This is a genomic window from Myxococcus sp. CA040A, assembly GCF_013336725.1.
Lineage (GTDB): Bacteria > Myxococcota > Myxococcia > Myxococcales > Myxococcaceae > Myxococcus > Myxococcus llanfairpwllgwyngyllgogerychwyrndrobwllllantysiliogogogochensis.
In genome coordinates this window covers 838,857-859,658 of record NZ_JABUMR010000006.1, presented here as the reverse complement: position 1 = coordinate 859,658, position 20,802 = coordinate 838,857, and the positions used below count along the sequence as shown (strand labels likewise).

Here is a 20,802-nt window from a genome sequence, read left to right as displayed (position 1 = left end):
TCCCATGAGTTCGCCAACAGTCCCCGTCGGTGTCGCCAGAAAGCTCTCCCTTCTCGACCGGCTGCTGCCCGTATGGATTGTCGCGGCCATGGTCCTGGGCATCGGCCTGGGCCGAGCATTTCCGGACCTGGGCACGCGGCTCGACACGGTGAAGCTGGACACCGTCTCACTGCCCATCGCCCTGGGGCTGCTGTGGATGATGTACCCGGTGCTGGCGAAGGTGCGCTACGGCGAGTTCGGGCAACTGAAGACGCGGGGCAAGCTCTTCGCCACCTCGCTGGTGCTCAACTGGGTCGTGGGCCCGGTGCTGATGTTCGCCCTGGCGTGGTTGTTCCTCCCGGACCTGCCCCACTATCGCAACGGCATCATCCTCATCGGACTGGCTCGCTGCATCGCCATGGTCCTCATCTGGAACATGCTCGCCTGTGGAAGCAACGAGGTGGCCGCCGTCCTGGTGGCGCTCAACTCGGTGTTCCAGATTCTCTTCTACTCGGTGCTCGGCTGGCTCTTCCTCACCGTCATCCCGGGGTGGTTCGGCCAGACGGGAGCGGTGTTCGACGTGTCGATGTGGAGCATCGCCCGGAGCGTGCTCATCTTCCTCGGGGTGCCACTCGTGGCGGGCGCGCTGACTCGCGGGGTGCTCACGAAGTGGAAGGGCGAGGCGTGGTACGAGCAGCGCTTCCTCCCGCGACTGGGGCCCACGGCGCTGCTGGGGCTGCTGTACACCATCGTCCTCATGTTCGCGATGCAGGGCGAGAAGATGACGCGCCTTCCCCTGGACGTCGTTCGCATCTCCCTGCCGCTGCTCGTCTACTTCGCCGTCATGTTCACGAGCGCCTTCTTCGTCTCGCGAAAGCTGGGCTTCAACTACGAGGAGACGACCTCGCTCTCCTTCACCGCGGCGGGCAACAACTTCGAGCTGGCCATCGCCGTCGCGGTGGGTGTCTTCGGCATGGCCTCGGGCGAAGCGCTCGCGGGCGTGGTGGGGCCCTTGATTGAAGTGCCCGCGCTCATCTCCCTCGTCTATCTGTCGCTGTGGCTCCGGCGCGGATTCTTTCCGGAGGCCTCGACATGAACCTCGTCATCTTCGCCTGTGTCCACAACGCGGGGCGCTCGCAGATGGCGGCGGCCTTCTTCAACGCGATGGCGGACCCCACCAAGGCACGGGCCCTCTCGGCGGGAACGAACCCGGGAACGCAGGTCCATCCCGAGGTGCTCGCCGCCATGGCGGAGGTAGGCATCGACCTGTCGACGGCTCGGCCCCAGCTCCTCACGGACGCGCTGGCGCAAGACGCCCAGTGGCTCGTCACCATGGGGTGTGGCGATGCGTGTCCTGTCGTCCCGGGGTTGAAGCGAGGCGACTGGCCGCTGGAAGACCCCAAGGGCAAGCCCGTCGAGCGGGTGCGCGAGATTCGAGACGAAGTCCGTGCCCGTGTGGTCGACTTCCTGTCCCGAGAGGAGTGGTCACGATGACTGTCACGCTGCGGCCTGCCCGACCCGAGGACCTGGACCCTGTCGAAGCCCTGTTGACCTCGGCGGGACTTCCGCTTCAGGGAGTCGCACGCCACCTGCCCGCGTTCCTTGTCGCCGAACACGAGGGCGCCATCGTCGGGGCCGCCGGTCTCGAGGTGTACGCCACCGGCGCCTTGCTCCGCTCCGTCGTCATCGCCCCCGCGCGGAAGGGACAGGGGCTGGGCGCAAAGCTGATTCACCGGCTGGTCCAGAAGGCGGAGGCAGAGGGAATCGGCACGGTGTTCCTGCTCACCACGACGGCGGAGGACTACTTCCCGCGCTTCGGGTTCACTCGCATCGAGCGAGCCAACCTCCCTCCCGAGTTCCAGGCCTCCGAAGAGCTTCGAGGCGCGTGTCCCGCCAGCGCCGTGGTGATGCGCCGCACCGCACCTCCGGTCGGGTAGCCGCTCAGTCGCTCTCGTTCGGAGGCGGTGCCTGCTCCGCGAGGGGCGGGTCCATCAGCGCGGCGACCTCGGGGGCGTAGCCTCCGGGTCCTTCACCGTGGACGACGAGCGGTGGGCGCACGGTGAGGCCCCTGTCCCTGTCACGCACGGCCTGCACGAGAAACCGCGTCGCGGGGGCATCCACGCGCGAGTGGACGAAGCGCAGGACGCGAGGATGCAGCTTCGCCTGGGCCAGGAACCCAAGGACCTCGGCCGCGCGCGCCGCGGGATACACCAGGCTCACCAGGCCCCCGGGAGCGAGTGCGTAGCGTGCCGCCGTGATGACGGCCTGGGCATCACAGGCCACCTCGGACTTGGAGATGGCGCGCTCGTCATCCGGGCTGCGGACCCCCGCGTCAGCGACTCGGAAGGGAGGGTTCGACACGACATGGCCGTAGGCACCACCGGTGACGAACTCCCGGATGCGACACAGGTCTCCGAGCATCGGCCGCACCCGGGCCTCACAGGCATTGAGCGCCACCGCGCGCGTGAGCCGAGCGAACACGGCGGGCTGGAGTTCGAGGGCATCCACGGGCCCCAGCCCGAATTGTTTCACCAGGAGCAATGACACCACGCCGCTGCCCGCGCCCAGTTCGAGGACAGGACTCGCGGGGCTCGGGGTGGACTCGGTGGCCGCGAAGTGCGCGAGCAGCACGGCATCCAGCGTGAAGCGGTAGCCATTGCGTCGTTGAAACACGCGCACGCCCGCCGTGCCGATGGAGTCGAGCGTCTCGTCCGGGCCGGGCTGGAGGTGGGAGGGCGTCACGGGGCGGGTTCTGCAAGCTTGCATCCGCGTCGCACACGCGTCCACTGGGGTGGCGCGGGTGTCCTGTCACGGGCTCACGAGGACTGATAGAGATGAAACATGGGGCACCCGTCCACCGAGAATCGCACCCCCTTCATCTTCGAGCCCCTGTTCCTCACCGATGAGGTGTTGCGGCCCCTGTTCGTGCCCGTGGTGAAGGCCACGTTCGACTTGAAGCCTCGCGGTGCGCCGGTGCTCGCGGAGGAGCAGGCGCCCTTGATGGTCGCGGGCGAGCGCTGGGACGGAGCAGAGACCTCCAGTCCGCGCCTGGAGCCCGAGAGCGCATTCACCAAGGTCGGCACGGACGTGGTGCTGCTGGGACACGCGCATGCGCCCAAGGTGGGGACTCGCGAGTTGCTCGCGGAGTTGCATGTCGGGCCCATCCACAAGCAGGTGCGCGTGGTGGGAGACAGGACGTGGTTCAAGAGCCTGGGTGGCATCGGCATCACCCAGCCGCTGGCGTTCGAGCGCATCCCCCTGCGCTACGAGCGGTCCTTCGGGGGTTGGGACAAGAGCGCGCAGGACGCCGCGAAACACACGTTCGAGCCTCGCAATCCACTGGGCACGGGCTTTCGAGCCAAGGGGAGTCGGTTCGAGGAAGGGCTCCGGCTGCCCAATCTGGAGTCGCCCACGGAGGTGTTGAAAATGTGGGGCCAGTGCCCGACGCCCATGGGGTTCGGCTTCATCGAGCCGCACTGGCAACCGCGCGCGTCCTATGCGGGGACGTATGACGACGCGTGGCGCAAATCGCGCAGCCCGCTATTGCCGAAGGACTTCGACCGGCGCTTCCTGAATGGGGCGCCCAAGGACCAGCTCGTCACGGAGTACCTGCGGGGCGGTGAGTCCGTGTTGCTCGCGCACGTGGCGCCTGGAGGGGTGATGGGCTTCAAGCTGCCCGCGCTGGCGGCGCCACGGGTGCTGGCACCGCGAGCACGGGGATTGGATGACGCGGACCTGGAGTTGAAGTTGGACACGGTCGTCATCGACACGGATGCGATGAAGCTGTTCCTCGTGTGGCGAGGGACGTTCACCTTGCAGCGCGAGCCGACAGAGCTGCGTTCCATCCAGGTGACGTGTGACGGCGCGGAGGGGCTCGTTCCCGGGCAAGCCGTCGGGACGGGGTGACGTCCAGCGGCGCGGAGGAGCTCGTTTCCGGGCAATCCGTCGGGACGGGGTGACGTCCAGCGGCGCGGAGGGGTCGTTCCCGGGCAACCCGTCGGACTGGGTGACGCGCGACGGCGCGGCAGAGATCCCTTGCAGGCAATCTGTTGGGCTGGGGTGACGTGCGACGGCGCGGCGGGGTTCGTTCCCGCCATCACGCCTGCCCGGGGTGACGACCGAGGGCGGGGCGTCGCCGGGCAAGCCCATTGTCCGAAGTGACGCGGGCTACTCCGTCGGAGTCGTCTGAAGGGCCCAGTCGCCTGTGTAGGTCACCGTCATGGGAACGCGGGCGAGGGGAGGGCAATAGCGGAAGCTGGTGTCCTCGGGAGCGATGCCCGCGCGCTCGGCCAGCCGCAGCAGGGCGAGTCCTTCCAGCCAGATGAACCGATGTGGCGCGAAGGACGTCACGGGCGTCGACAGTGAGCGGGCACGCTTCTCGGTGGAGAGGCCGTACTCGAGACACGCGGTGGCGAAGGCCTCGGCGAAGGCGGTCCGGTCGGCGGAGGCCAGGGCCCGAGCGACGGCGACGCGGCTGGCGTAGGGCTCCTTGCCCACCTTTTCCAGGGGAACAAGCACGCGCTCCAAGGCGACAGACGAGGCGGGTGGGGTGCGCGCGAGGAGTTGGAGGGTGGAGGCCCAGAGAAACTCGTCCTCGTACTCGGCGCCCTGTTGCCACTGGGTGCTGGAGCTGGCGGCGACGGCCTCCGCGAGGGGGAAGTGGCCCGCGGCGAGGGCACCCAACAGGGGGGTATTGCGCCGGGCGGGGGGATGAGGGAGTCCGCGAGCCTCGAGGAGGAGGTGGAGGCGGCGAGCGTTCTCGGCCATCCGGCAGAGGTTGAGGAAGAACCCCTGGGGGTTGCCGTCGACGAGCAGAGTGGCGACGGCGATGAGGTGCAGGTCAAGGGTGATGCCATCGAGCCGGGTAATGAGACTGGGGCGGTCGGCACCGGGGTCGAACCGGCTCAGTTTTTCACCCAGTGAGTCAGCCGCGTCAGCGCGAAGGGAAATCAGGCGAGCCATGGGAGAAGTGCGGGTGAGCGTAGCCTGGAAACGAGCCTTCGGGCAGCATTGACGTCAAGAGGTGGCGACCTTGCGCCATCCTCGCTCCAGGTGGGTGTGCGCATGAGCAACCTCAGTGCGAACGAGATGAACACGGCGCTGTCGCAGCGACTCTTGTCCATCTTCGAGCGAAGCCGGGACCGGAAGTACGCGGCGGCCAAGGAAGCGAATAAGAAGAAGCCGAAGCCAGCGGAGGAGTCTGCGGACGACGCGGACCACGTGGACAGCAACGCGCAGCCGCGTGGGGTGCTCGGCAAGGATGGTTACTATGCGCAGAACGGCTCGGACTACATCGCGTCACTGGACGGGCGCGGCGTGTACCGGGTCTTCGACCATTCGTACCTGGATGAAATCCGGGACCTGGTGCGCCAGACAGCGGAGTTCCCGGGAGGACCTCCGGAGAACTTCAATCCGAGGGCGAAAGACAAGGAGAAGAAGCCCGCGCTCCAGAAGTACCCGTATGCATGGGAGGCCCACCACATCCTCCCGGGCTCGGCGTTCTATTACGAGCTGAAGAGCGGGCCCGCCTTCAACCACAAACAACTCCGGCTGATTCTCCAGTCCGAGTACAACCTGAATCACGGTCACAACATCATCATGTTGCCGGACCAGGCATGGGCAGTGCCGGTCCACGCGCTCCTGCAACACCCGGGCGACCATCCCACCTATACACAGCAGGTGATGGAAGAGATGAAGGCCATCGCCGAAAAACTGCAGAAGGAAATCGATGCTCAAAAAGACCACAAAGCACTGGTCACCAAGATTTTCGAGTATCTAAAAGACCTCGAAGAGCAATACTGGGACATGCTCGTGGAATTGAGTCGAGCCGTGGTCGAATCGGTCACTCAAGGAAAACAATACGTGCACGAATTTGTGCGCTACACCCCCAAAGGCAAGAAAGCCAAGAGTCGCTATGAGTGGGGCTCTCTCTATTGAGGAATGATTTTAAGCTATGAATTTTTTCGTCTTCAAGATTCGCGGCATCGAGGCAGGGTATATCGATGAGTATCCACGCAACAGTCCGACCGACTGGAAGTTCGCTGAAGGCATCAGCTTGGCCAAGAACTTCCCAATAGGTGGGGAGGTGTCTTTCTCAGACAATCATCCTGACAATCGAAACCTATACGATTTCCAACCCAATCTGATGAGGGCACAGTTGGTTTCGGGTCGAGCACGCAAGATCATCGAATCGTTGGAACTCACCAACGCCGAATGGCTTCCTGTCGTCGTCAAGGACCACAAGGGCAACATCGTTGGCCCTGACTATGCCTTTCTCAACCTGCTAGGCGCCGAAGATGCCATCGACCTCGAGCGCTCGACCTACAAGAAAGACCCTCTTGAGGAAGACCAAATTGGTCGCATCAAGAAACTAGCACTTAAGCCAGCTTCCATCAGTCCTCAAGCAAAGATGTTTCGCTGCACCATGCAGAGACGCCTCATCCTCATCCGCGAAGACGTCCACGACGCTTTTGTGCGGGCTGGATTGACAGGTTTCAAGGTCTACAATGCCGAAGGGTGGAACGGTCTGGATCTCTAAGCCTGCCCAGGATCGAAGGCCAGCACTTCCATGAAATACTTCGTCTTCAAGATCACGAATGGAGAAGCAGGCTTCATCGACAGCTATCCCCGTGGAGGCCCGGCGGAATGGAAGTTCGATGAAGGCATCAGCCTCGCCAGGGAATTTCCCATGGGTGGCGAAGTCTCCTTCTCCGCTAGCTATCCTGACCATAGGAATTTGTATGACTTCCAGTTCAACCTGATGAGCGATCTGCTCGTCTCCGGACGGGCGCGCAAACTCATCGAGTTGCTGGAGGTCACTAACGCCGAGTGGCTCCCCGTCGTCCTCAAAGACCACAAAGGCAACGTTGTTGGTCCTGACTACGCATTCCTTAACCTGCAAGGGGCCGAGGATGCCATCGATCTGGATCGGTCGGTCTTCCGAATGAACGCCATTGCCAAGGACCAGATCAGTCGCGTCAAGAAGCTGGTACTCAAGCATGACGCCATCAGCCCCCAGGCCAAGATGTTCCGCTGCGCCATGCACCGACGCCTCATCCTCATCCGAGAGGATGTGCATGCGGCCTTCGAACATGCGGGGCTGACTGGTTTCAAGGTCTACAACGCAGAAGGATGGAACGGCCTGGAACTCTGAGCTTTGAAGGCAATAGGCCATCCCTCATGAACTACTTCGTCTTCAAGATCACGGCAGAAGAAGCAGGGTTCATTGAGAGCTATCCACGTGGAAGTCCTACCGAGTGGAAGTTCGCTGAGGGCATCAGCCTCGCAAAGGACTTCCCAATGGGAGGGGAAGTGTCTTTCTCAGACAACTACCCCGATGATAGGAACCTGTACGACTTCCAACCCAACCTGATGAACGGCCATTTGGCTTCGGGGCGGGCACGCAAGCTCATCGAGTCGTTGGGAGTCACCAACGCTGAGTGGCTTCCCGTAGTGGTCAAGGACCACAAGGGCAACATTGTCGGCCCTGACTATGCCTTTCTCAATCTGATTGGAGGGGAAGATGCAATCGACCTCGAGCGCTCGGTCTACAAGAAAGACCATCTTGAGGAAGATCAGATTGGTCGAATCAAGAAACTGGCACTCAAGCCAGATTCCATCAGTCCCCAGGCCAAAATGTTCCGCTGCACCCTGCAGCGCCGCCTCATCCTTATTCGCGAGGATGTCCATGCCGCCTTCGTCGAGGCGGGACTGACTGGTTTCAAGGTCTACAACGCTGAAGGCTGGAACGGCCTGGAGCTCTGAATCTCTATGTTCGAAGCCAACTGCATCGAAGAACAGCCCGCTGACATCGTCGCTCGCATCCTCGAGGAGCAGGTGCCGTGCTTCGTCACGGCGCGCGAGGGAGTCCGTGGGGTTCTGCTTCCCCTGGACGAGGTCTACACCGAGGTCCTGGAACTGCACTCTCGCGTCATCGACGCGCGGATGAAGGACCTGGTCCGACCCGGCAAGGACATGGCCATGTACTGCATCCAGGTCAGCCTGTCGGACGAACAGGACGCCATCCGCTTCAGTGATGAAGAGGGGGAACCCGTCCTCGCACTGGTGGGCGCCATGCGCTTCCTTCGTTGGATGGAAGAGTCCGAAGAGGAAGCATGAAGCGCGCTCAACCACGGGACCTGCTGTGAAATACTTCGCCTTCGCCGTCATGGCCGAGGAAGCAGGATTCGTCGACGAGTACCCTCGTGGCAGCCCGACGGATTGGAAGTTCGACAAGGGCATCAGCCTCGCCAGGGCGTTCCCGATGGGCGGGGAGGTTTCCTTCTCCCGTAACTACCCCGACGACCGGAACCTCTACGACTTCCAGCCCAACCTGATGAGCGGCCTCCTGGTTTCAGGGCGGGCACGCAAGCTCATCGAGTCGCTGGAGGTCACCAACGCAGAGTGGCTCCCCGTCGTGCTCAAGGACCAAGAGGGCAACGTCGTCGGTCCTGACTATGCCTTCCTCAATCTGCTCGGCGCCGAAGATGCCATCGACATGGACCGCTCGGTCTACAGGATGAATGCCATCGCCAAGGACCAGGTCGGCCGCGTCAAGAATCTGGTGCTCAAGTACGACGCCATCAACCCTCAGGCCAAGATGTTCCGCTGCACCACGTATCTCCGCCTCATCCTCATTCGCGAAGACGTCCTCGCCGCCTTCGAACAGGCGGGGCTGACGGGCTTCAGGACCTATGAGGCCGAAGGCTGGGATGGCCTGGAGCTCTGAGCCCCGCCTACGTGCCCCGCTTGCGCCCCGCCGTCAGGTGGATGACGGCTCGCTCTCCCGCATCCGCCGAGGAGAGCACCAGCACCATCGGCGCCGGCGCGTAACCCCGCTCCAGTGCCCGAAACGTCAGCGCCGTCGCCACGGCCCCTGATGCCACTCCCGTGTGTCCGAAGCTCTTCGCGGGCATCCAGACCGCGCTTCGCTCGAAGCGGGCATCCGTGTCCCTCAGGCGCACCTGGAGCATCCCCCACTCGAACGCCCTCGCGTACTGGCCATCATGGTCCGACACGAGCAACGGCGCGGACACCTCCGCCCCCCATGGCCCCAGCGCCGCGAGCACCTGCCGCGTCAGCTCCTGACCGTCCGGCGGCTGCTCCCCATCCAGCGTCGCCGCATCACGCCCCTGCGTCACCCTCACGACGGCCAGGCTCGGCTCCACCGGCGGCTCACGCACCAGCAACAGCGCCACCGCGGCCTCTCCCGCCATCAGCCCCGTGGCCATCCCCGGCGTCTTGAGCCGCTCCCGCTGGTGCAACAACGTCAGCGTCTCCGGCGAGACGAAGCTGTCCACCGCGCACAAGAGCGCACGCTCCACCTTCGAACCTCGCAGGTCCTCTCCCGCCGCCGCCAACGCCTGCGCGAAGGCCACGTTCCCCGCGTGGAACGCCTTCACGGAGCCCCTCCACGCCGGCAGGCCCAACGCCTGCCATGTCCCCTTCACCAGCCGGTCCACCAGCAACGCGATGCGCTCCGATGCCTCGTCCGGGTCCTCCTCGAACGGGTCCTTCTGGGTCGTGAAACCCCGAGCCTCCGGATCCGGCAACACCAGGTAGAGCCCCACGTGCGGCCCCAGCGCCCGGAGGTCCTCCCGCGCTCCCAGGTCCACCAGCGCCTCCGCCAGCAACGCCACCAGTCGCCCCACTCCGGAGAAACCCAGGGTGGCGTCTCCCGCCGCGTGCACCGTGACGGGGCTCGGCTCCTCGTCGCCCTTCAGGAAGACCTCGAAGTCGGGCGCCGCCGATGGCCAGGCCATCCCCGCTCGAAACGCCGCCGAGGCGGGCACCAGCCCCCCCAACGACGACGACATTCCCATCACCTGGACCCATCCCACCATGCGCGCCTCGGCCTCCATCGCCTGAAAACAGAGTCTTCCACGAGGCGTCACCACGAACCACCACCCCCGCTCGTACCAGCGCTCCGGGAGCGATACACTCGGCTTGAGACACACGAGGCCCCGGCCTCGTCAGGAGTCACCCGTCATGAGCGCGACCGTCGGTGTCAACAAGCTGTCCGTCGTCCACAAGGATACCAACGGGAACACCATCGCCTTCCCGGACGTGTGCAAGACGCCCAGCCCCGCCGGCCCCGTCCCCATCCCGTACCCCAACATCGCCATGTCCTCCGACACCGCGAAGGGCACGAAGAAGGTCTCCGTGGACGGCAAGCCCGTCTGCGTCGAGGACTCCAACTTCAGCACCAGCAGCGGTGACGAGGCTGGCTCCGCAGGCGGCGGCGTCGCCTCCAGCAAGACCAAGGGCAAGGCCGAGTTCGTCAACTACTCCTTCGACGTGAAGTTCGAAGGCAAGAGCGTGGCCCGGACCTTCGACCTCATGCTCCACAATGACAAGAACACCCCGCCCGCGCCGCTGCTCCAGGGGCCTGTCGTCGCGCTCGGCCAGGACGAGATGAAGGCCAAGTGCCTGGTCTGCGAAAAGGAGCTGTGAAGATTCGCCGGCCCACCGTTCGCTGGGAGCTGCTCGAACATCACCTCGAAGAGGCCGAGTTCCTCTGGACGCAGTGGGAACAGGCCCTCTGGAGTCCGGAGCTCACCCTCTCGGAAGTCTCGGACGGAGACGAGGGGCGGCTGCTCGCCCATCTGGATGCGCTCGTCCTGGGCGGTCCTCCCGCGGCCCGACGCTTCCTCGTGCCCGCCCTCGCCTCCGAGGAGCCCGCTCGCATCGCCGTGGCCACCTGGGTGCTGCTCTCCTCCGAAGACCCGAGCGGGCACGAAGCCGTCTTCAAGTCCCTCGAAGCCACTCCCGATGAAGCGGGTCCCGGCATCCTTCGCGCGCTGGAGCTGCTCGCGCGTGATGACCTCCACGCGGCCTTCCTGAAGCGACTGCCGGGACTTCCACCGGAGGTCCAGGCGGGAATCGTCCGAGCAAGACGACTCCAGCGGCTCGCCTTGCCCGACACGTTGAACGGAGATGACGCCCTTCAGGCCGAGGTCCTCCGCGCCCTGCCTTACGTGCCTCGGACCGCCCTGGGCGACACACAGGTGAAGCGCGGACTCGGACACGACAGCGCCCTTGTGCGCGACGCCGCGCTGGAAGTGGGCCTGCTGTTCGGCTCACGTGACGCCTGGACAGTGGCTCGTGAGCGGGCCATGTCCCAGGAACCCTCTCCGCGCGCGGCGCTGCTCTCGCTGGCCGTGGCGGGAGACTCGAAGGACCTCGCGGACCTGGTGGGTCGGCTCGCGGATGAGCAGGTCCGCGAGGAGGTCATCTGGGCACTGGGCTTCAGCGGCAAGCCCGCCGCGGCGGAGGCCTTGCTCCCCCTGCTTCATGACGAAGACTGGGGACTGCTCGCCGCCTCGTCGTTCGCGGCCATCACCGGCCTTCCGCTCGCACCGCCCTTCATCCTGGAAGAACTCTCCGAGGAAGACGCGGCCGAGGAGGAAGAGGACGCCGAGGCTCCCGCACCAGAGGACCTGCGAGAGACGCTACCCGGGCCCCGAGTCCTCCCTGGGCGCGTGGATGCGCACGCCGTGGAGCACTGGTGGGCGGGGCGACGTGCGAGCCTGATTCAGACGGAGCGCTACCTGCGGGGTACTCGTCTCACGGCGGAGGGACTGGCCACGGCCCTGGAGACAGAGCCGATGCGACGCCGTCCCGCGCTCGCCTGGGAGGTCGCCCTGCGCAGCGGCGGTGCGCTGTTCATCGAGCCCCGCCTGTGGAGCCTCTCGCAACGACAGCAGGCGCGGACGCTGGTGGCACAGCTCACACGCGGCTGGAACCGCCTGCAGAGCCGCTGAATCCACGGTGGAAGAGGGGACAGTGGGCACACCACCGTCCCCTCCGTTTCACGCTACGGCGTGTACACGACGGTGAGCACCGCGTTCGTCGAGTCCTTCACGAACAGGTACTGCGTCGCCGTCTGCTCCAGGCTGAAGCGCAGCCGAAGCTGCGTCCTCCCCGTCCGGTTGATGGAGGCCAGGCCCGCGCCGCTGAAGTCCGCCGAAGCCTTCGCCCCACTCGCGAACTTGTCGATGCTCGCCACCGCGCTCGCATCGGCCGCCGCCGCCCAGTCCGCGACTTCCGTGGACGCGGCGTTGAACGTCCCCGCCTTCACATCGATGACCACCGTGTTCCCCGCCGGCGTCGACCACGCGTCTCCCGAGCCCGACGAGTAGCTCACCGTGAGATACGCCCGCGTCACCGTCGCCCCGTCCGGCAGGCTCGACGTGTCGAACGAGACGAAGGAGCGGTTGTATTTCCCATCCGTCCCACGCCCCAGCGCCAGGTTCGTCAGCGTCCCCAGCACCGCCGCGCTGCCGTCCGCGTTCGCCTTCAGGTAGCCATCCTCCGCCGCGATGCTCGTGAAGGTCGCCGTCGTGGGCGTCGGCGTCCCCGTGTTGTTCACCGTGACGCTGGTATCGCTGTCCGTCGCCTGGTTCCCCGCAGCGTCATACGCCCGAGCCCCCAGCGTGTGCGCCCCGTTCCCCACGCCCTGGCTGTTCCATGTGAATTCGTACGGCGCCGACGAGGCCGTCGCCACCGGGCTGCCATCCACCAGCAGCTCCACCCGCGCGACACCCACCGCGTCCGAGGCACTCACCACCACCTTCACCGCGCCGCTCACCATCGTCCCACTCGCCGGAGACGTCACGTTCACCGTGGGCGGCGTGGTGTCACCGCTCGGCTCGCCACCGCCTCCGGTGAGGCCGAAGAACTTCGCCTGGTGATACACCGCGCAGATGTTCGCGTCCGTCACGTACGCGCCCGTGGAGCCACACGCCGTGGTGCTCCCGGGGAAGTTGTACTGCGCGTCGAACGCCACCGCGTGACCCATGCCGGTGATTTCCCACGTCTCGACGAGCGCCCGGCCCGCGCCGTCGCGGTAGACCTTGTGCGGGAAGCCCGACACCGTCTCCGTCGTGTCCGGCGTCTGGTCGATGCCGTGAACGTTGGTCCACTGCTCCATCGCCTCCGTGCCGTTCATCGGCCGGACGGTGAAGTCGCTCGTCCCGTACCAGATGGACACCGGCGGACGCGGCCCCGTGTAGCCCGCGTAGCCACTCCGCGCCAAATCCCCCCACACCGCGGGCGTCTTGTCCGTGCCCGGACTCATGCACGAGAACGCCGCGTTCATCGACGTGGCGCACTTGTACGGCCCTCCCGCGTTGATGGCCCCCGCGGAGAAGACGTCCGGATACACGGAGAGCAGCGCCGGAGCCATGTACCCACCGGCCGAGAAGCCGACGACGTACACCCGCGACGCGTCGATGGAGTACGCCGCCTTCATCGCGTCCACCATCTGCTTGATGGACAGCGCCTCGCCCGAGCCACGCGCGATGTCACCCGGCTCGAACCAGTTGAAACAACTGGTCGCGTTGTTGCCGCTCGCCTGCTGCGGATACACCACGTAGAACTTGTAGACGTTGGCCGCCGCCGTCCAACCACTCAGCTCCATGCCCGTCGCGTTCTGCGTGCAGCCGTGGAGCACCACCACCAGCGGCGCGTTCGCCGCCACACCCGTCGGCACGTGGCGATACATCGCCAGGTTGCCCGGGTTGCTGCCAAAGCCCGTCACCTGCGTCAGCCCTAGCTCGGACTGTCCCAGCTCCGGCTCGGCCTGCACGGAGGGCTCGGCGTCGAGCCCTCCACAGCCCACGGCTCCCGCGAACAACAACGCGGCGAGGGTGAATCGAGAACACGTCGAAGTGAATCGGGAACGCTGCGAGGACATGGTGCCTCCCGGGCCGCCGGGGGGAAAAGACGGCCACGGGCCGCAACGTGACTCCCCCGCATCTCCCGGGTTCAAGGCGCGCCGCGTCGCCTCGACGGTGAAATATGAACCAGGATTCATTTTATGCACTGCGTCGAATTTCCATGAAACATGAACCATTCTTCAGTTCACGTTCCGCTCGGGAATCCGACCCTGGCCGCCGTCACCCGCGAAACACCGAGACAACGTCCTCCGTCAGGCCCACGGCAGCCGACCTCCACGAGGACGACTCCGGAGCCTCTCGGCGCGCCACCCGGTGACAGGACCGCCTTTCCCCAGCCGAGCGCGCGGACCCCTGGGGTCCACGGTCCGGCGGGGAAGGGCACCTCATGCACGGCGCCCTTCGTCAGAGCACCAGGCGCCGAGCACCGAGCACCGAGCACCGAGCTCGGACTCAGGACGCGGGGCGCTCGGCGGCGAGGCGTTCGGCCACGTCGATGACTCGGGCCTCCACGCACACGCCATCCAGGTGGTTGGCTTCCACCAGGCCCGTGGGGCTCGTCACGTTCACCTCGGTGAGGTAGTCGCCGAGCACGTCGATGCCCACGAGCAGGAGGCCGCGCTTGCGCAGCTCGGGCTTGAGCCGCTCGCAGATTTCCAAGTCGCGCGCCGTGAGCACCGCCTTGTGAGGCGTCCCACCGGCGGCCATGTTCCCGCGGTGGTCGTCTCCGGACGGCACTCGCAAGACGCCGCCCACCGGCTCGCCATCCACCAGGAGGATGCGCTTGTCGCCCAGGCGGCTCTCCGGGATGTACGCCTGCGCGACGACGGCCTCGCGGCCTCCCTGGGTGAGCAGCTCCACGGCCGAGCGCGCGTTCCTGTCACCCCGCGACAGGAAGAGGATGCCCTTGCCGCCAAAGCCGTCGATGGGCTTGAGGATGGTGCCCGTCTCGTTGCGCGCGATGAAGTCCAGCAGCACCGGCAGCTCGCGAGTGATGCGGGTGTCCGGCATCAGGTCCGGATAGCGCAGGGCGAAGAGCTTCTCATTCGCATCCCGGATGCCCGCCGGGTCGTTGAGGTAGACGGGCTTGCGGCCCTGACATAGCTCCACCAGCTGTGTCGCATGGAGAAATTCAGAGTCGACGGGCGGGTCCTTGCGCAGGAAGAGCACGTCCAGGTTCGACAGCGGATGCGTCGCCTCGTCGAGCACGTCGAAGTGCCGGCCCAGCTCCCGTCGCACGGTGACATGGCGCATGCGCGCCTCCGCGCAGCGCCCGTTGAACCGCAGCCAGCCCTGCTCGAAGTAGAGCACCCGGTGGCCGCGCTTCTGGGCCTCCAGCATCAGCGCGAAGGTGGAGTCATGGTCCACTCGCACGGTCTCGAGCGGGTCCATCAGGAAGCCAATGGTGAGCGCGGCCATAGTCTCGTCGAAGGTGATTGAAAGGGTGCGCGAAGATAACAGGACCGCGTGTCACATCCCCAGCTTCATGGGGGGCGCGAGCGAGCCCGCGTCGCCCTACGGCAAATCCTGCCAGCTATCGAATCTGCGGGTCGTCGCTTCTCCCGCGACGATGTCCACCCTGAGGGTGCGCCACTTCCCCTGAGGGTCGCGAACCTTCAGGGTGCGCGTGCCCGCCGGCAGGGACAGACCCAACACGGGGATTTCTCCCGCATCCTTGCCGTCCACCTTGAGGGGCGCCTTGTCGCCATGCACGCTGAACGTCAGCTTGCCCATCCCCCGCGAGGACTTCACGACGGCGGGCTCCGGCTTCCTGTCCTCGTCTTCGTCCTCACGCGATGAGGTCGTCCGGACCTTCTCCGGCTTCTTCACCGGCTCCGGCTTCTTCACCGGCTCCGGCGCCTTCGCCAGCGCGCCCCCATCTCCCGGCTCCGGAAAGATGGGCAGCCCCGAGTTGTACGGCTTCAGCTCCACGACGGGCTCCATCGTCGCGTCCAGCGCGCTGCTCAAGCGCAGGGCGCCGTAGCCACCGCCCCCGAGGATGCCGAGCAGCACCAGGCCCCACAGGATGTTCGAGCCCCGGCGCTGCCCAGGCGTGAGGTCCGTGTCCGCCGGGGGCTGACCTGCCCGGGGCTTCACCGTCGACACCTTACGAGAGACCTTCTTGGCACCCGGCACGGAGGGGTTGCCCGTCTTCGGCGTGGCCTGGTTCTCGCGCACCGGCAGGTACGGCCCGTCGTCCCCACGCAGGGCGCGCTTGGCGGCCTCCAGCATGAGGCTGTTGGCGGTACCATCCGCGCTCTCCAGCAGGGCGCGCGTGGCCGCCATCCGCTCCGTGAACAGCTCCTTCATCAGCGAGCCGCGGTGGTCCGCGTCCTGAATCAGCGAGCCCGCCGCCGCTTCAATCGCCCGCGCCATGTCCCGGCCGTTGGCGAAGCGCTTCTCACGGCTGCGCTCCAGGGACTGCATCACCACCTTGGAGACCTGCTCCGACACGTGCGGCGTGACGTGCGAGGGCCAGGGGATGGGCGCCTCGAGAATCTTCATCATCTCGTCGCGCTCCGTCTTGCCCGCGAACAGGCGCGCGCCGGTGAGCATCTCGTGCATCATCACGCCCACCGAGAACAGGTCGCTGCGGCCATCCAGCTTGTCGCCGCGCACCTGCTCCGGGGACATGTACCCGGTGGTGCCCTTCACCGTGCCCGCGTGCGTGCGCTCCAGGCTGCCCTTCGCCTTGGCGATGCCGAAGTCGAGCAGCTTCACCATGCCGTCGTACGTCACCATGATGTTCTTCTGGGCGACGTCGCGGTGGATGACGGGGCTGGGCTCGCCCGAGGGCGCGGTGAAGGTGTGCGCGTAGTGCAGCGCCATGCAGACGTCGCGCGCCACCGACAGCGTGAAGCCCAGCGGCACCGGCTGCTGGCTTCGCAGACACGCGCTCGTAATCTGGTTCAGGTTCTGCCCGGCGATGAACTCCATCGCCAGGTAGAGGCCGTCCTCCTCCTGCCCCAGGTCGAACACCTGCGCGATGTTCGGGTGGTTGAAGGCCGCGGTGATGCGCGCCTCGTCCAGGAACATCCGCTCGAACTGCTCGTTGTCCCGAGCGTCCGGCAGGATGCGCTTGACGACGACGTATTTACGGAAGCCACCCGGACCCGAGGTGAAGCCGAGGAACAGCTCGGCCATGCCACCCACGGACAGTTGTGTGACGACCTCGTACTTCCCGATGCGCTCGCCCCGATAGAAATCGATGGGTGCAACCTCCACGACAGCGCCCCGACACCGGAGCAGCACCGCAACGGAGGATAACAGGCTTGTAGGGCGCGGACGTGCGGTGAGAATGCACCGTCACGCACGGTCGCCCCCTCATCCACCGGCGACCTGTGGATGGCCTGTGGATAGCGGGGGGTGGGTTGTGGAGAAACGGTGGCGTGGATCAGCGCCTGTGGGAAGCCGGGGGAAACCGCCAGTTTACCCACATGTAGCATCGGCCGAATTCGTCAGTCATCCCGCGAGCTTGCTGACTTATCCCCAAATCCGAGCCCTCTACTGCTTCCACTATTTGATCAATACCTACATAAAGCTTTTCTAGAAGCAGCAGGCCGCTGGGGACAACACCTGTGGACGGGTGCAACACGGTTGTAGACTGATGGGCCGTGCGCGCGTGGACCTTCATGTTCTGGCTGTTCGCCTCCCAGGCCTGGGGCGCGGAGCCGCCGCTGGTGCGCGCCGAACAACAATTCGACGCCCTGGAGTTCGATGCCGCGGCCACGTCCTTCCTGGAGGCCCTGGAGGGCCCTGGGACGCGCGTGGAGCGTCTGCGGGCATGGCGGGGGCTGGCCATGGCTCGCGCCTTCATGGGACAGCGCCAGGAGGCTCAGGCGGCCTTCGAGTCCTTGCTCGTCCTGGAGCCCTCCGCCCAGGTGAAGGACTCGCTGGGGCCCAAGGTCCAGGTGCCGTTCCTCGCGGCGCGGGCGGCGGTGGAGGGCCAGCGGCCCACACTCACGGTGACGCGGCTGGCGGATGGCCGGGTGGTGGCCGTGCTGGAGCAGCCCCGGAAGGTGGCCACGGAGGTGATGGTGGCGGTGCGCCTGCCGGGCGCGGCGGGCTTCTCCGCGGCGGTGGGCCCGCCTTCGGGGCCCGTGGCGGTGAAGGCGCCCGCGGCGCGGGCCGTGGAGGCCTATGCGCTGGCTCGGGATGCCGGAGGCTTCGTCCTCTTCGAGCAGGGCAGTCCGCGCGCGCCGCTGCGGCTGGAGGCCACCGAGCACCTGCCACCGGCGGTGGCCTCGGCGCGTGACGCGGCGACATCCCCCGCGGCCGAGCCGTCGCTGGAGGAGGCTCCCCGGCGCGCGTTCTGGCCCTATGTCGTGGGGGGCGTGGGACTGGCGGCGGCCGGGGTGGTGCTGGGCGTGGTGCTGACGCGGCCGGAGTCCCTGGCGCTGCCGGCGGCGGACCGCACGGAGCGTTTGCCATGAGCCTGGGGACGTCGCGGTGGGGGCTTCTCCTCGTGGCGCTGGGCGCGCTCGTCATGCCAGGCGGCTGCGAGCAGAGCACCCCACTGGTGCCGCCCGAGTTGTGCGCGAGCGTGGTGTGCCCGGACAGCCAGGCCTGCGTGGAGGGCCGGTGTCTGGCCACCACATGTCAGGGCGTGGCCTGTGGCGCGGGGCGCGTGTGCGAGCGCGGCGCGTGCGTGGATCCGTCGTGTCTGGGGACGAGCTGCACGGCGGGCGAGGTGTGTCGCGAGGGCACGTGCCGGCGCGTGAGTTGTGGTGGCACCGCGACGTGTTTCCCCACGGAGCGCTGTGTGGGCTCGGAGTGCGTGAGGGACGGATGTCTCGGCGTCGCCTGTCCCCAAGGCACGGTGTGCCGGTCCGGAGGACAGTGCCGGAGTGTCGCGTGCTCGGCGGACTTCGCCTGCGCGTCCGATGAGCGCTGTGGCGCGGAAGGCCGCTGTGTGTCGAGCGCGGGTTGCGCCGCGGTGAGTTGCCCCGCGCAGCGCGTGTGTCGCGAGGGCGCGTGCCTGGCGCTGTCCTGCACCACCGGGGAGCAGTGCGGCCCGGGCGAGGTGTGCCGCGCCGGTGGATGCCTGTCCGCCACGGAGGCCTGCGCGGCGGTGGGCCCGTGTGCCTCCGGACAGGTGTGCCGCGCGGGCGTGTGTCAGGCGGTGGTGTGTGGCGCGGGCAAGCCGTGTCAGGGGCTGGAGGGTTGTCGCGCGGGGGTCTGCGAGGGACCGGTGCGCGCCGAGCTGGGAAACCTGGTGCCCGCGGGAGGCGTGCTTCCTCCCGGGCCTGGCTCGGTGGGCATGGGCCTGGGGGGCACTCCCGCGCGGGGGCCCACGCACACGCTCTATCCAGGGGCCACGCCGTAGAGCGGACGGCTCAGGCGTGCGCTTCACGCAGGCGTTCGAGGAGTGCTGGCAGTCCCGCGAGCAGCTCGCGGTCCGTGCGCTCCAGCGCGTTGCGGAGGATTTCGAGGTCCTCCGCGTCACGCTCCGCGTTCACCATGCGCTGCAGTCCCCGCAGACGCTGGTTGCGCAGGACGAGCCGGGCCAGGGTGTCCTCCAGCTCCTCCGCGAGCGCCTCATCCAGTTGGAGGTCGCGGCTGATGAGCTCGCGCAACTGCTCCACCAGGTAGGTGAGGTCCCAGGATTCTTCGTAGCCGGCCCGTCGAGACATCGCTTTTCACGTATCGCCGGGCTCAGCCCAGCGCTCGAGCGCGCGTGAGCCCCGAGAGGGTCAGCCGCGAGCGGGATGGATCCATCTCCACGACGACGTGGCATCCATCCAGGTCCAGGTTCAACGCATAGGGCTCCGACATGGGCAGCAGGCCGCGCTCCTGATGCGCCAGCGCGGCCATGCGGAACAGCTCCGAGAGCAGGGCCTGTCGCGTCTCCGGAGACAGTCCATCCACGCTGCCCTGCAGGCTGCGTGGGATGAGCACGGTGAAGGCCTGTGACGATGGTGAGCCCGTGGTGGAGACGGAGGTCATGCCGTCTCCGATTGCCAGAACCGTACCCTTCTCGGATCCAACCATTCCGCGCGGTTGCAGTGGGGCCGAAGAGACCGTCTGAAAAAATCACAGGGTTTCGTCACCCGACGCCTGAAGGGTTCGCGAGGAGGCGAGGGCTTCGTGTGCTCGTTTGGCTCCCTTACCCGAGCGGATGGGGATTCCGTTTGACGTTCAGCTCTCTGACGAGACTGCGATTTCGCGCGGGTGGATGAGGTCAAACGCGCCGTCGTGTTCGACGTGCTGACGCTCGGCTTGTCATCAGGGGATGCGACAGCAGATGGCGTAGGCGGTGGGGGCGGTGCTGCTGGTGAGGTGGCCTCGGCAGCGATAGCCGGGCACGCCCGGGGTCTGCGTGAGGCCGTTCTCGAAAGTGACGCCCGCGGGCTGGAAGGCGACGCTCACGGGCGCGGGTCCGTCCTCGAGTCCACTGCAGCCGCCGCCCATCAGCGTCTCCCCCATGCCGCACCACGCGGTGGCGGCGCGAGGGTCGAGCGTATCGTTGCCCGTGGCACTCTTGTAACTACATGTCAGCGGGGGCCTGGCGTGGGTGTGGTCGGAGCGGGCCGCGATGCGCGCCGAGCCATTGGTGCCGCCCGCCGTCGGGAAGCTGACGCGCACGGCGAGGGGGGTGCCGGAGGCGATGAGCCCGTCTCCATACGTGGGCGCGGGCGCGTCCAGCTTCACCTTGTCGGCCGCGGACATGAAGCCGGGGGCCGTGGTGGTGGCGTTTGTATGGGTGTGGCTCGTGGGCGCGAAGGTGGAGGCGGCGCGGCCCTCCAGTCGGATGCTGTCGCTGGCGCGCAGGGCGAAGGGCACCGAGGCCAGGCGGAAGCGCGGCGTCAGCTCCGACTGACTGGCGAGCGCGACGCCCAGGTGCATCTCCGAGCGTCGCACCAGGTCGTCCCCCAGCGGCGCCGAGGAGCCCAGCACCACCGCGTAGTACCCATTCGTCACCGGCACGGCCAGGTGGTTCTCCTGCCACAGCGGGGAGCCGCCGGTGGGCGTGGCGTAGAGGGCGAAGGCGAGGTCCTGGGGAGAGTTCTCGGGCGTGCCGTCCGCGCGCACCAGGCGCCCCTGGAAGGTCATCGTGCGCGGCACGTCCTGCGCGGCGGCGGGAAGGGCCCACTGCGCGAGCACGGCCAGGACGAGCACGAAGGTGGGACGCGGGGACATGGAGGAC

General features: G+C 66.8%; 24 protein-coding genes. 15 read left to right on the top strand and 9 right to left on the bottom strand.

Annotated features, from left to right (window positions below):
* Window positions 1-4: 4 nt before the first annotated feature.
* From arsB to arsN2, 3 genes are read left to right on the top strand one after another with little or no spacing between them, the layout of a single operon-like run.
* Entirely contained in the window at window positions 5-1,075 is a 1,071-nt protein-coding gene (arsB, locus tag HUA75_RS29690; RefSeq protein WP_217446307.1) for an ACR3 family arsenite efflux transporter, read from the top strand.
* Window positions 1,072-1,473 (top strand): arsenate reductase ArsC, encoded by a 402-nt coding sequence (locus HUA75_RS29685; protein WP_174477475.1) that lies wholly within the window; start codon window positions 1,072-1,074, stop codon window positions 1,471-1,473. The genes arsB and HUA75_RS29685 overlap by 4 nt, the downstream gene beginning before the upstream one ends.
* A complete protein-coding gene (arsN2, locus tag HUA75_RS29680) occupies window positions 1,470-1,916 on the top strand; it encodes an arsenic resistance N-acetyltransferase ArsN2 (protein WP_174488288.1) in 447 nt (148 codons plus the stop codon). The genes HUA75_RS29685 and arsN2 overlap by 4 nt, the downstream gene beginning before the upstream one ends.
* A gap of 4 nt (window positions 1,917-1,920) precedes the next feature.
* Here the strand turns inward: arsN2 and HUA75_RS29675 are convergent, their stop codons facing one another.
* Entirely contained in the window at window positions 1,921-2,745 is an 825-nt protein-coding gene (locus tag HUA75_RS29675; protein ID WP_174488287.1) for a methyltransferase, read from the bottom strand.
* Between the two features lie 75 nt (window positions 2,746-2,820).
* Here HUA75_RS29675 and HUA75_RS29670 point away from each other — a divergent pair, with 75 nt between their 5' ends.
* Window positions 2,821-3,885 (top strand): DUF2169 domain-containing protein, encoded by a 1,065-nt coding sequence (locus tag HUA75_RS29670; protein WP_174488286.1) that lies wholly within the window; start codon window positions 2,821-2,823, stop codon window positions 3,883-3,885.
* Between the two features lie 261 nt (window positions 3,886-4,146).
* Here the strand turns inward: HUA75_RS29670 and HUA75_RS47030 are convergent, their stop codons facing one another.
* Complete coding sequence (locus tag HUA75_RS47030) at window positions 4,147-4,662, bottom strand: hypothetical protein (protein WP_254627812.1); 516 nt, start codon at window positions 4,660-4,662, stop codon at window positions 4,147-4,149.
* A gap of 27 nt (window positions 4,663-4,689) precedes the next feature.
* Between HUA75_RS47030 and HUA75_RS47025 the strand changes: the two genes are divergently transcribed.
* The 7 genes from HUA75_RS47025 to HUA75_RS29635 all read left to right on the top strand — a co-directional run bounded on the left by HUA75_RS47025 (window position 4,690) and on the right by HUA75_RS29635 (window position 8,707).
* A complete protein-coding gene (locus HUA75_RS47025) occupies window positions 4,690-4,902 on the top strand; it encodes a hypothetical protein (RefSeq protein ID WP_254627811.1) in 213 nt (70 codons plus the stop codon).
* A 141-nt stretch (window positions 4,903-5,043) separates the two neighbouring features.
* Window positions 5,044-5,916 carry an AHH domain-containing protein gene (locus HUA75_RS29660; protein ID WP_174488284.1) on the top strand — a complete coding sequence of 291 codons (873 nt, stop codon included), beginning with the start codon at window positions 5,044-5,046 and terminating at the stop codon, window positions 5,914-5,916.
* 16 nt (window positions 5,917-5,932) lie between these two features.
* Complete coding sequence (locus HUA75_RS29655; protein WP_174488283.1) at window positions 5,933-6,517, top strand: imm11 family protein; 585 nt, start codon at window positions 5,933-5,935, stop codon at window positions 6,515-6,517.
* Between the two features lie 30 nt (window positions 6,518-6,547).
* Window positions 6,548-7,132, top strand: a complete 585-nt coding sequence (locus tag HUA75_RS29650; protein ID WP_174488282.1) for an imm11 family protein — start codon at window positions 6,548-6,550, stop codon at window positions 7,130-7,132.
* A 26-nt stretch (window positions 7,133-7,158) separates the two neighbouring features.
* Window positions 7,159-7,743 carry an imm11 family protein gene (locus HUA75_RS29645; RefSeq protein WP_174488281.1) on the top strand — a complete coding sequence of 195 codons (585 nt, stop codon included), beginning with the start codon at window positions 7,159-7,161 and terminating at the stop codon, window positions 7,741-7,743.
* A gap of 6 nt (window positions 7,744-7,749) precedes the next feature.
* Complete coding sequence (locus HUA75_RS29640; RefSeq protein ID WP_174488280.1) at window positions 7,750-8,097, top strand: hypothetical protein; 348 nt, start codon at window positions 7,750-7,752, stop codon at window positions 8,095-8,097.
* Window positions 8,098-8,122: 25 nt separating this feature from the next.
* Window positions 8,123-8,707: an imm11 family protein gene (locus HUA75_RS29635; protein ID WP_174460348.1), complete on the top strand. Its 585-nt coding sequence runs from the start codon at window positions 8,123-8,125 to the stop codon at window positions 8,705-8,707.
* Between the two features lie 7 nt (window positions 8,708-8,714).
* Here HUA75_RS29635 and HUA75_RS29630 read toward each other — a convergent pair whose 3' ends face one another.
* A complete protein-coding gene (locus tag HUA75_RS29630) occupies window positions 8,715-9,821 on the bottom strand; it encodes a hypothetical protein (protein ID WP_174488279.1) in 1,107 nt (368 codons plus the stop codon).
* A 145-nt stretch (window positions 9,822-9,966) separates the two neighbouring features.
* Between HUA75_RS29630 and HUA75_RS29625 the strand changes: the two genes are divergently transcribed.
* Both HUA75_RS29625 and HUA75_RS29620 read left to right on the top strand, forming a co-directional pair.
* Window positions 9,967-10,431: a DUF4150 domain-containing protein gene (locus HUA75_RS29625; protein WP_174456084.1), complete on the top strand. Its 465-nt coding sequence runs from the start codon at window positions 9,967-9,969 to the stop codon at window positions 10,429-10,431.
* On the top strand, window positions 10,428-11,741 hold the full coding sequence (locus HUA75_RS29620; RefSeq protein ID WP_174488278.1) for a TIGR02270 family protein: 1,314 nt from the start codon (window positions 10,428-10,430) through the stop codon (window positions 11,739-11,741). The genes HUA75_RS29625 and HUA75_RS29620 overlap by 4 nt, the downstream gene beginning before the upstream one ends.
* A 53-nt stretch (window positions 11,742-11,794) precedes the next feature.
* On the opposite strand, the gene HUA75_RS29615 is transcribed toward HUA75_RS29620, so the two are convergent.
* The 3 genes from HUA75_RS29615 to HUA75_RS29605 all read right to left on the bottom strand — a co-directional run bounded on the left by HUA75_RS29615 (window position 11,795) and on the right by HUA75_RS29605 (window position 16,880).
* On the bottom strand, window positions 11,795-13,675 hold the full coding sequence (locus HUA75_RS29615) for a PHB depolymerase family esterase (protein WP_174488277.1): 1,881 nt from the start codon (window positions 13,673-13,675) through the stop codon (window positions 11,795-11,797).
* A 433-nt stretch (window positions 13,676-14,108) separates the two neighbouring features.
* Window positions 14,109-15,074, bottom strand: a complete 966-nt coding sequence (gshB, locus tag HUA75_RS29610; RefSeq protein WP_174488276.1) for a glutathione synthase — start codon at window positions 15,072-15,074, stop codon at window positions 14,109-14,111.
* A 96-nt stretch (window positions 15,075-15,170) separates the two neighbouring features.
* A complete protein-coding gene (locus tag HUA75_RS29605) occupies window positions 15,171-16,880 on the bottom strand; it encodes a serine/threonine-protein kinase (RefSeq protein WP_281291550.1) in 1,710 nt (569 codons plus the stop codon).
* A 389-nt stretch (window positions 16,881-17,269) separates the two neighbouring features.
* On the opposite strand from HUA75_RS29605, the gene HUA75_RS29600 reads away from it, so the two are divergent.
* Both HUA75_RS29600 and HUA75_RS29595 read left to right on the top strand, forming a co-directional pair.
* Window positions 17,270-18,088 carry a hypothetical protein gene (locus HUA75_RS29600; RefSeq protein WP_174460343.1) on the top strand — a complete coding sequence of 273 codons (819 nt, stop codon included), beginning with the start codon at window positions 17,270-17,272 and terminating at the stop codon, window positions 18,086-18,088.
* Window positions 18,085-18,981: a hypothetical protein gene (locus tag HUA75_RS29595; RefSeq protein ID WP_174488275.1), complete on the top strand. Its 897-nt coding sequence runs from the start codon at window positions 18,085-18,087 to the stop codon at window positions 18,979-18,981. Before HUA75_RS29600 ends, HUA75_RS29595 begins: the two co-directional genes overlap by 4 nt.
* 10 nt (window positions 18,982-18,991) lie before the next feature.
* Here HUA75_RS29595 and HUA75_RS29590 read toward each other — a convergent pair whose 3' ends face one another.
* The 3 genes from HUA75_RS29590 to HUA75_RS29580 form a co-directional block, all read right to left on the bottom strand.
* Window positions 18,992-19,288, bottom strand: a complete 297-nt coding sequence (locus HUA75_RS29590; protein ID WP_141647154.1) for a hypothetical protein — start codon at window positions 19,286-19,288, stop codon at window positions 18,992-18,994.
* Window positions 19,289-19,310: 22 nt separating this feature from the next.
* A complete protein-coding gene (locus HUA75_RS29585) occupies window positions 19,311-19,601 on the bottom strand; it encodes a hypothetical protein (RefSeq protein ID WP_174488274.1) in 291 nt (96 codons plus the stop codon).
* A 279-nt stretch (window positions 19,602-19,880) separates the two neighbouring features.
* Window positions 19,881-20,795 (bottom strand): hypothetical protein, encoded by a 915-nt coding sequence (locus HUA75_RS29580; protein WP_174456078.1) that lies wholly within the window; start codon window positions 20,793-20,795, stop codon window positions 19,881-19,883.
* Window positions 20,796-20,802 lie beyond the last annotated feature (7 nt).

Excerpts from the sequence above, each read along its gene's own strand:
- HUA75_RS29650 (WP_174488282.1), top strand. The coding sequence starts at position 6,548 with ATGAAATACTTCGTCTTCAAGATCACGAATGGAGAAGCAGGCTTCATC.
- HUA75_RS29675 (WP_174488287.1), bottom strand. The coding sequence starts at position 2,745 with ATGCAAGCTTGCAGAACCCGCCCCGTGACGCCCTCCCACCTCCAGCCC.
- HUA75_RS29655 (WP_174488283.1), top strand. The coding sequence starts at position 5,933 with ATGAATTTTTTCGTCTTCAAGATTCGCGGCATCGAGGCAGGGTATATC.
- HUA75_RS29685 (WP_174477475.1), top strand. The coding sequence starts at position 1,072 with ATGAACCTCGTCATCTTCGCCTGTGTCCACAACGCGGGGCGCTCGCAG.
- HUA75_RS29630 (WP_174488279.1), bottom strand. The coding sequence starts at position 9,821 with ATGGTGGGATGGGTCCAGGTGATGGGAATGTCGTCGTCGTTGGGGGGG.
- HUA75_RS29615 (WP_174488277.1), bottom strand. The coding sequence starts at position 13,675 with ATGTCCTCGCAGCGTTCCCGATTCACTTCGACGTGTTCTCGATTCACC.
- arsN2 (WP_174488288.1), top strand. The coding sequence starts at position 1,470 with ATGACTGTCACGCTGCGGCCTGCCCGACCCGAGGACCTGGACCCTGTC.
- arsB (WP_217446307.1), top strand. The coding sequence starts at position 5 with ATGAGTTCGCCAACAGTCCCCGTCGGTGTCGCCAGAAAGCTCTCCCTT.
- HUA75_RS29660 (WP_174488284.1), top strand. The coding sequence starts at position 5,044 with ATGAGCAACCTCAGTGCGAACGAGATGAACACGGCGCTGTCGCAGCGA.
- HUA75_RS29670 (WP_174488286.1), top strand. The coding sequence starts at position 2,821 with ATGGGGCACCCGTCCACCGAGAATCGCACCCCCTTCATCTTCGAGCCC.
- HUA75_RS29580 (WP_174456078.1), bottom strand. The coding sequence starts at position 20,795 with ATGTCCCCGCGTCCCACCTTCGTGCTCGTCCTGGCCGTGCTCGCGCAG.
- HUA75_RS29595 (WP_174488275.1), top strand. The coding sequence starts at position 18,085 with ATGAGCCTGGGGACGTCGCGGTGGGGGCTTCTCCTCGTGGCGCTGGGC.
- gshB (WP_174488276.1), bottom strand. The coding sequence starts at position 15,074 with ATGGCCGCGCTCACCATTGGCTTCCTGATGGACCCGCTCGAGACCGTG.
- HUA75_RS47025 (WP_254627811.1), top strand. The coding sequence starts at position 4,690 with ATGAGGGAGTCCGCGAGCCTCGAGGAGGAGGTGGAGGCGGCGAGCGTT.
- HUA75_RS29590 (WP_141647154.1), bottom strand. The coding sequence starts at position 19,288 with ATGTCTCGACGGGCCGGCTACGAAGAATCCTGGGACCTCACCTACCTG.
- HUA75_RS29640 (WP_174488280.1), top strand. The coding sequence starts at position 7,750 with ATGTTCGAAGCCAACTGCATCGAAGAACAGCCCGCTGACATCGTCGCT.
- HUA75_RS29585 (WP_174488274.1), bottom strand. The coding sequence starts at position 19,601 with ATGACCTCCGTCTCCACCACGGGCTCACCATCGTCACAGGCCTTCACC.
- HUA75_RS29625 (WP_174456084.1), top strand. The coding sequence starts at position 9,967 with ATGAGCGCGACCGTCGGTGTCAACAAGCTGTCCGTCGTCCACAAGGAT.
- HUA75_RS29645 (WP_174488281.1), top strand. The coding sequence starts at position 7,159 with ATGAACTACTTCGTCTTCAAGATCACGGCAGAAGAAGCAGGGTTCATT.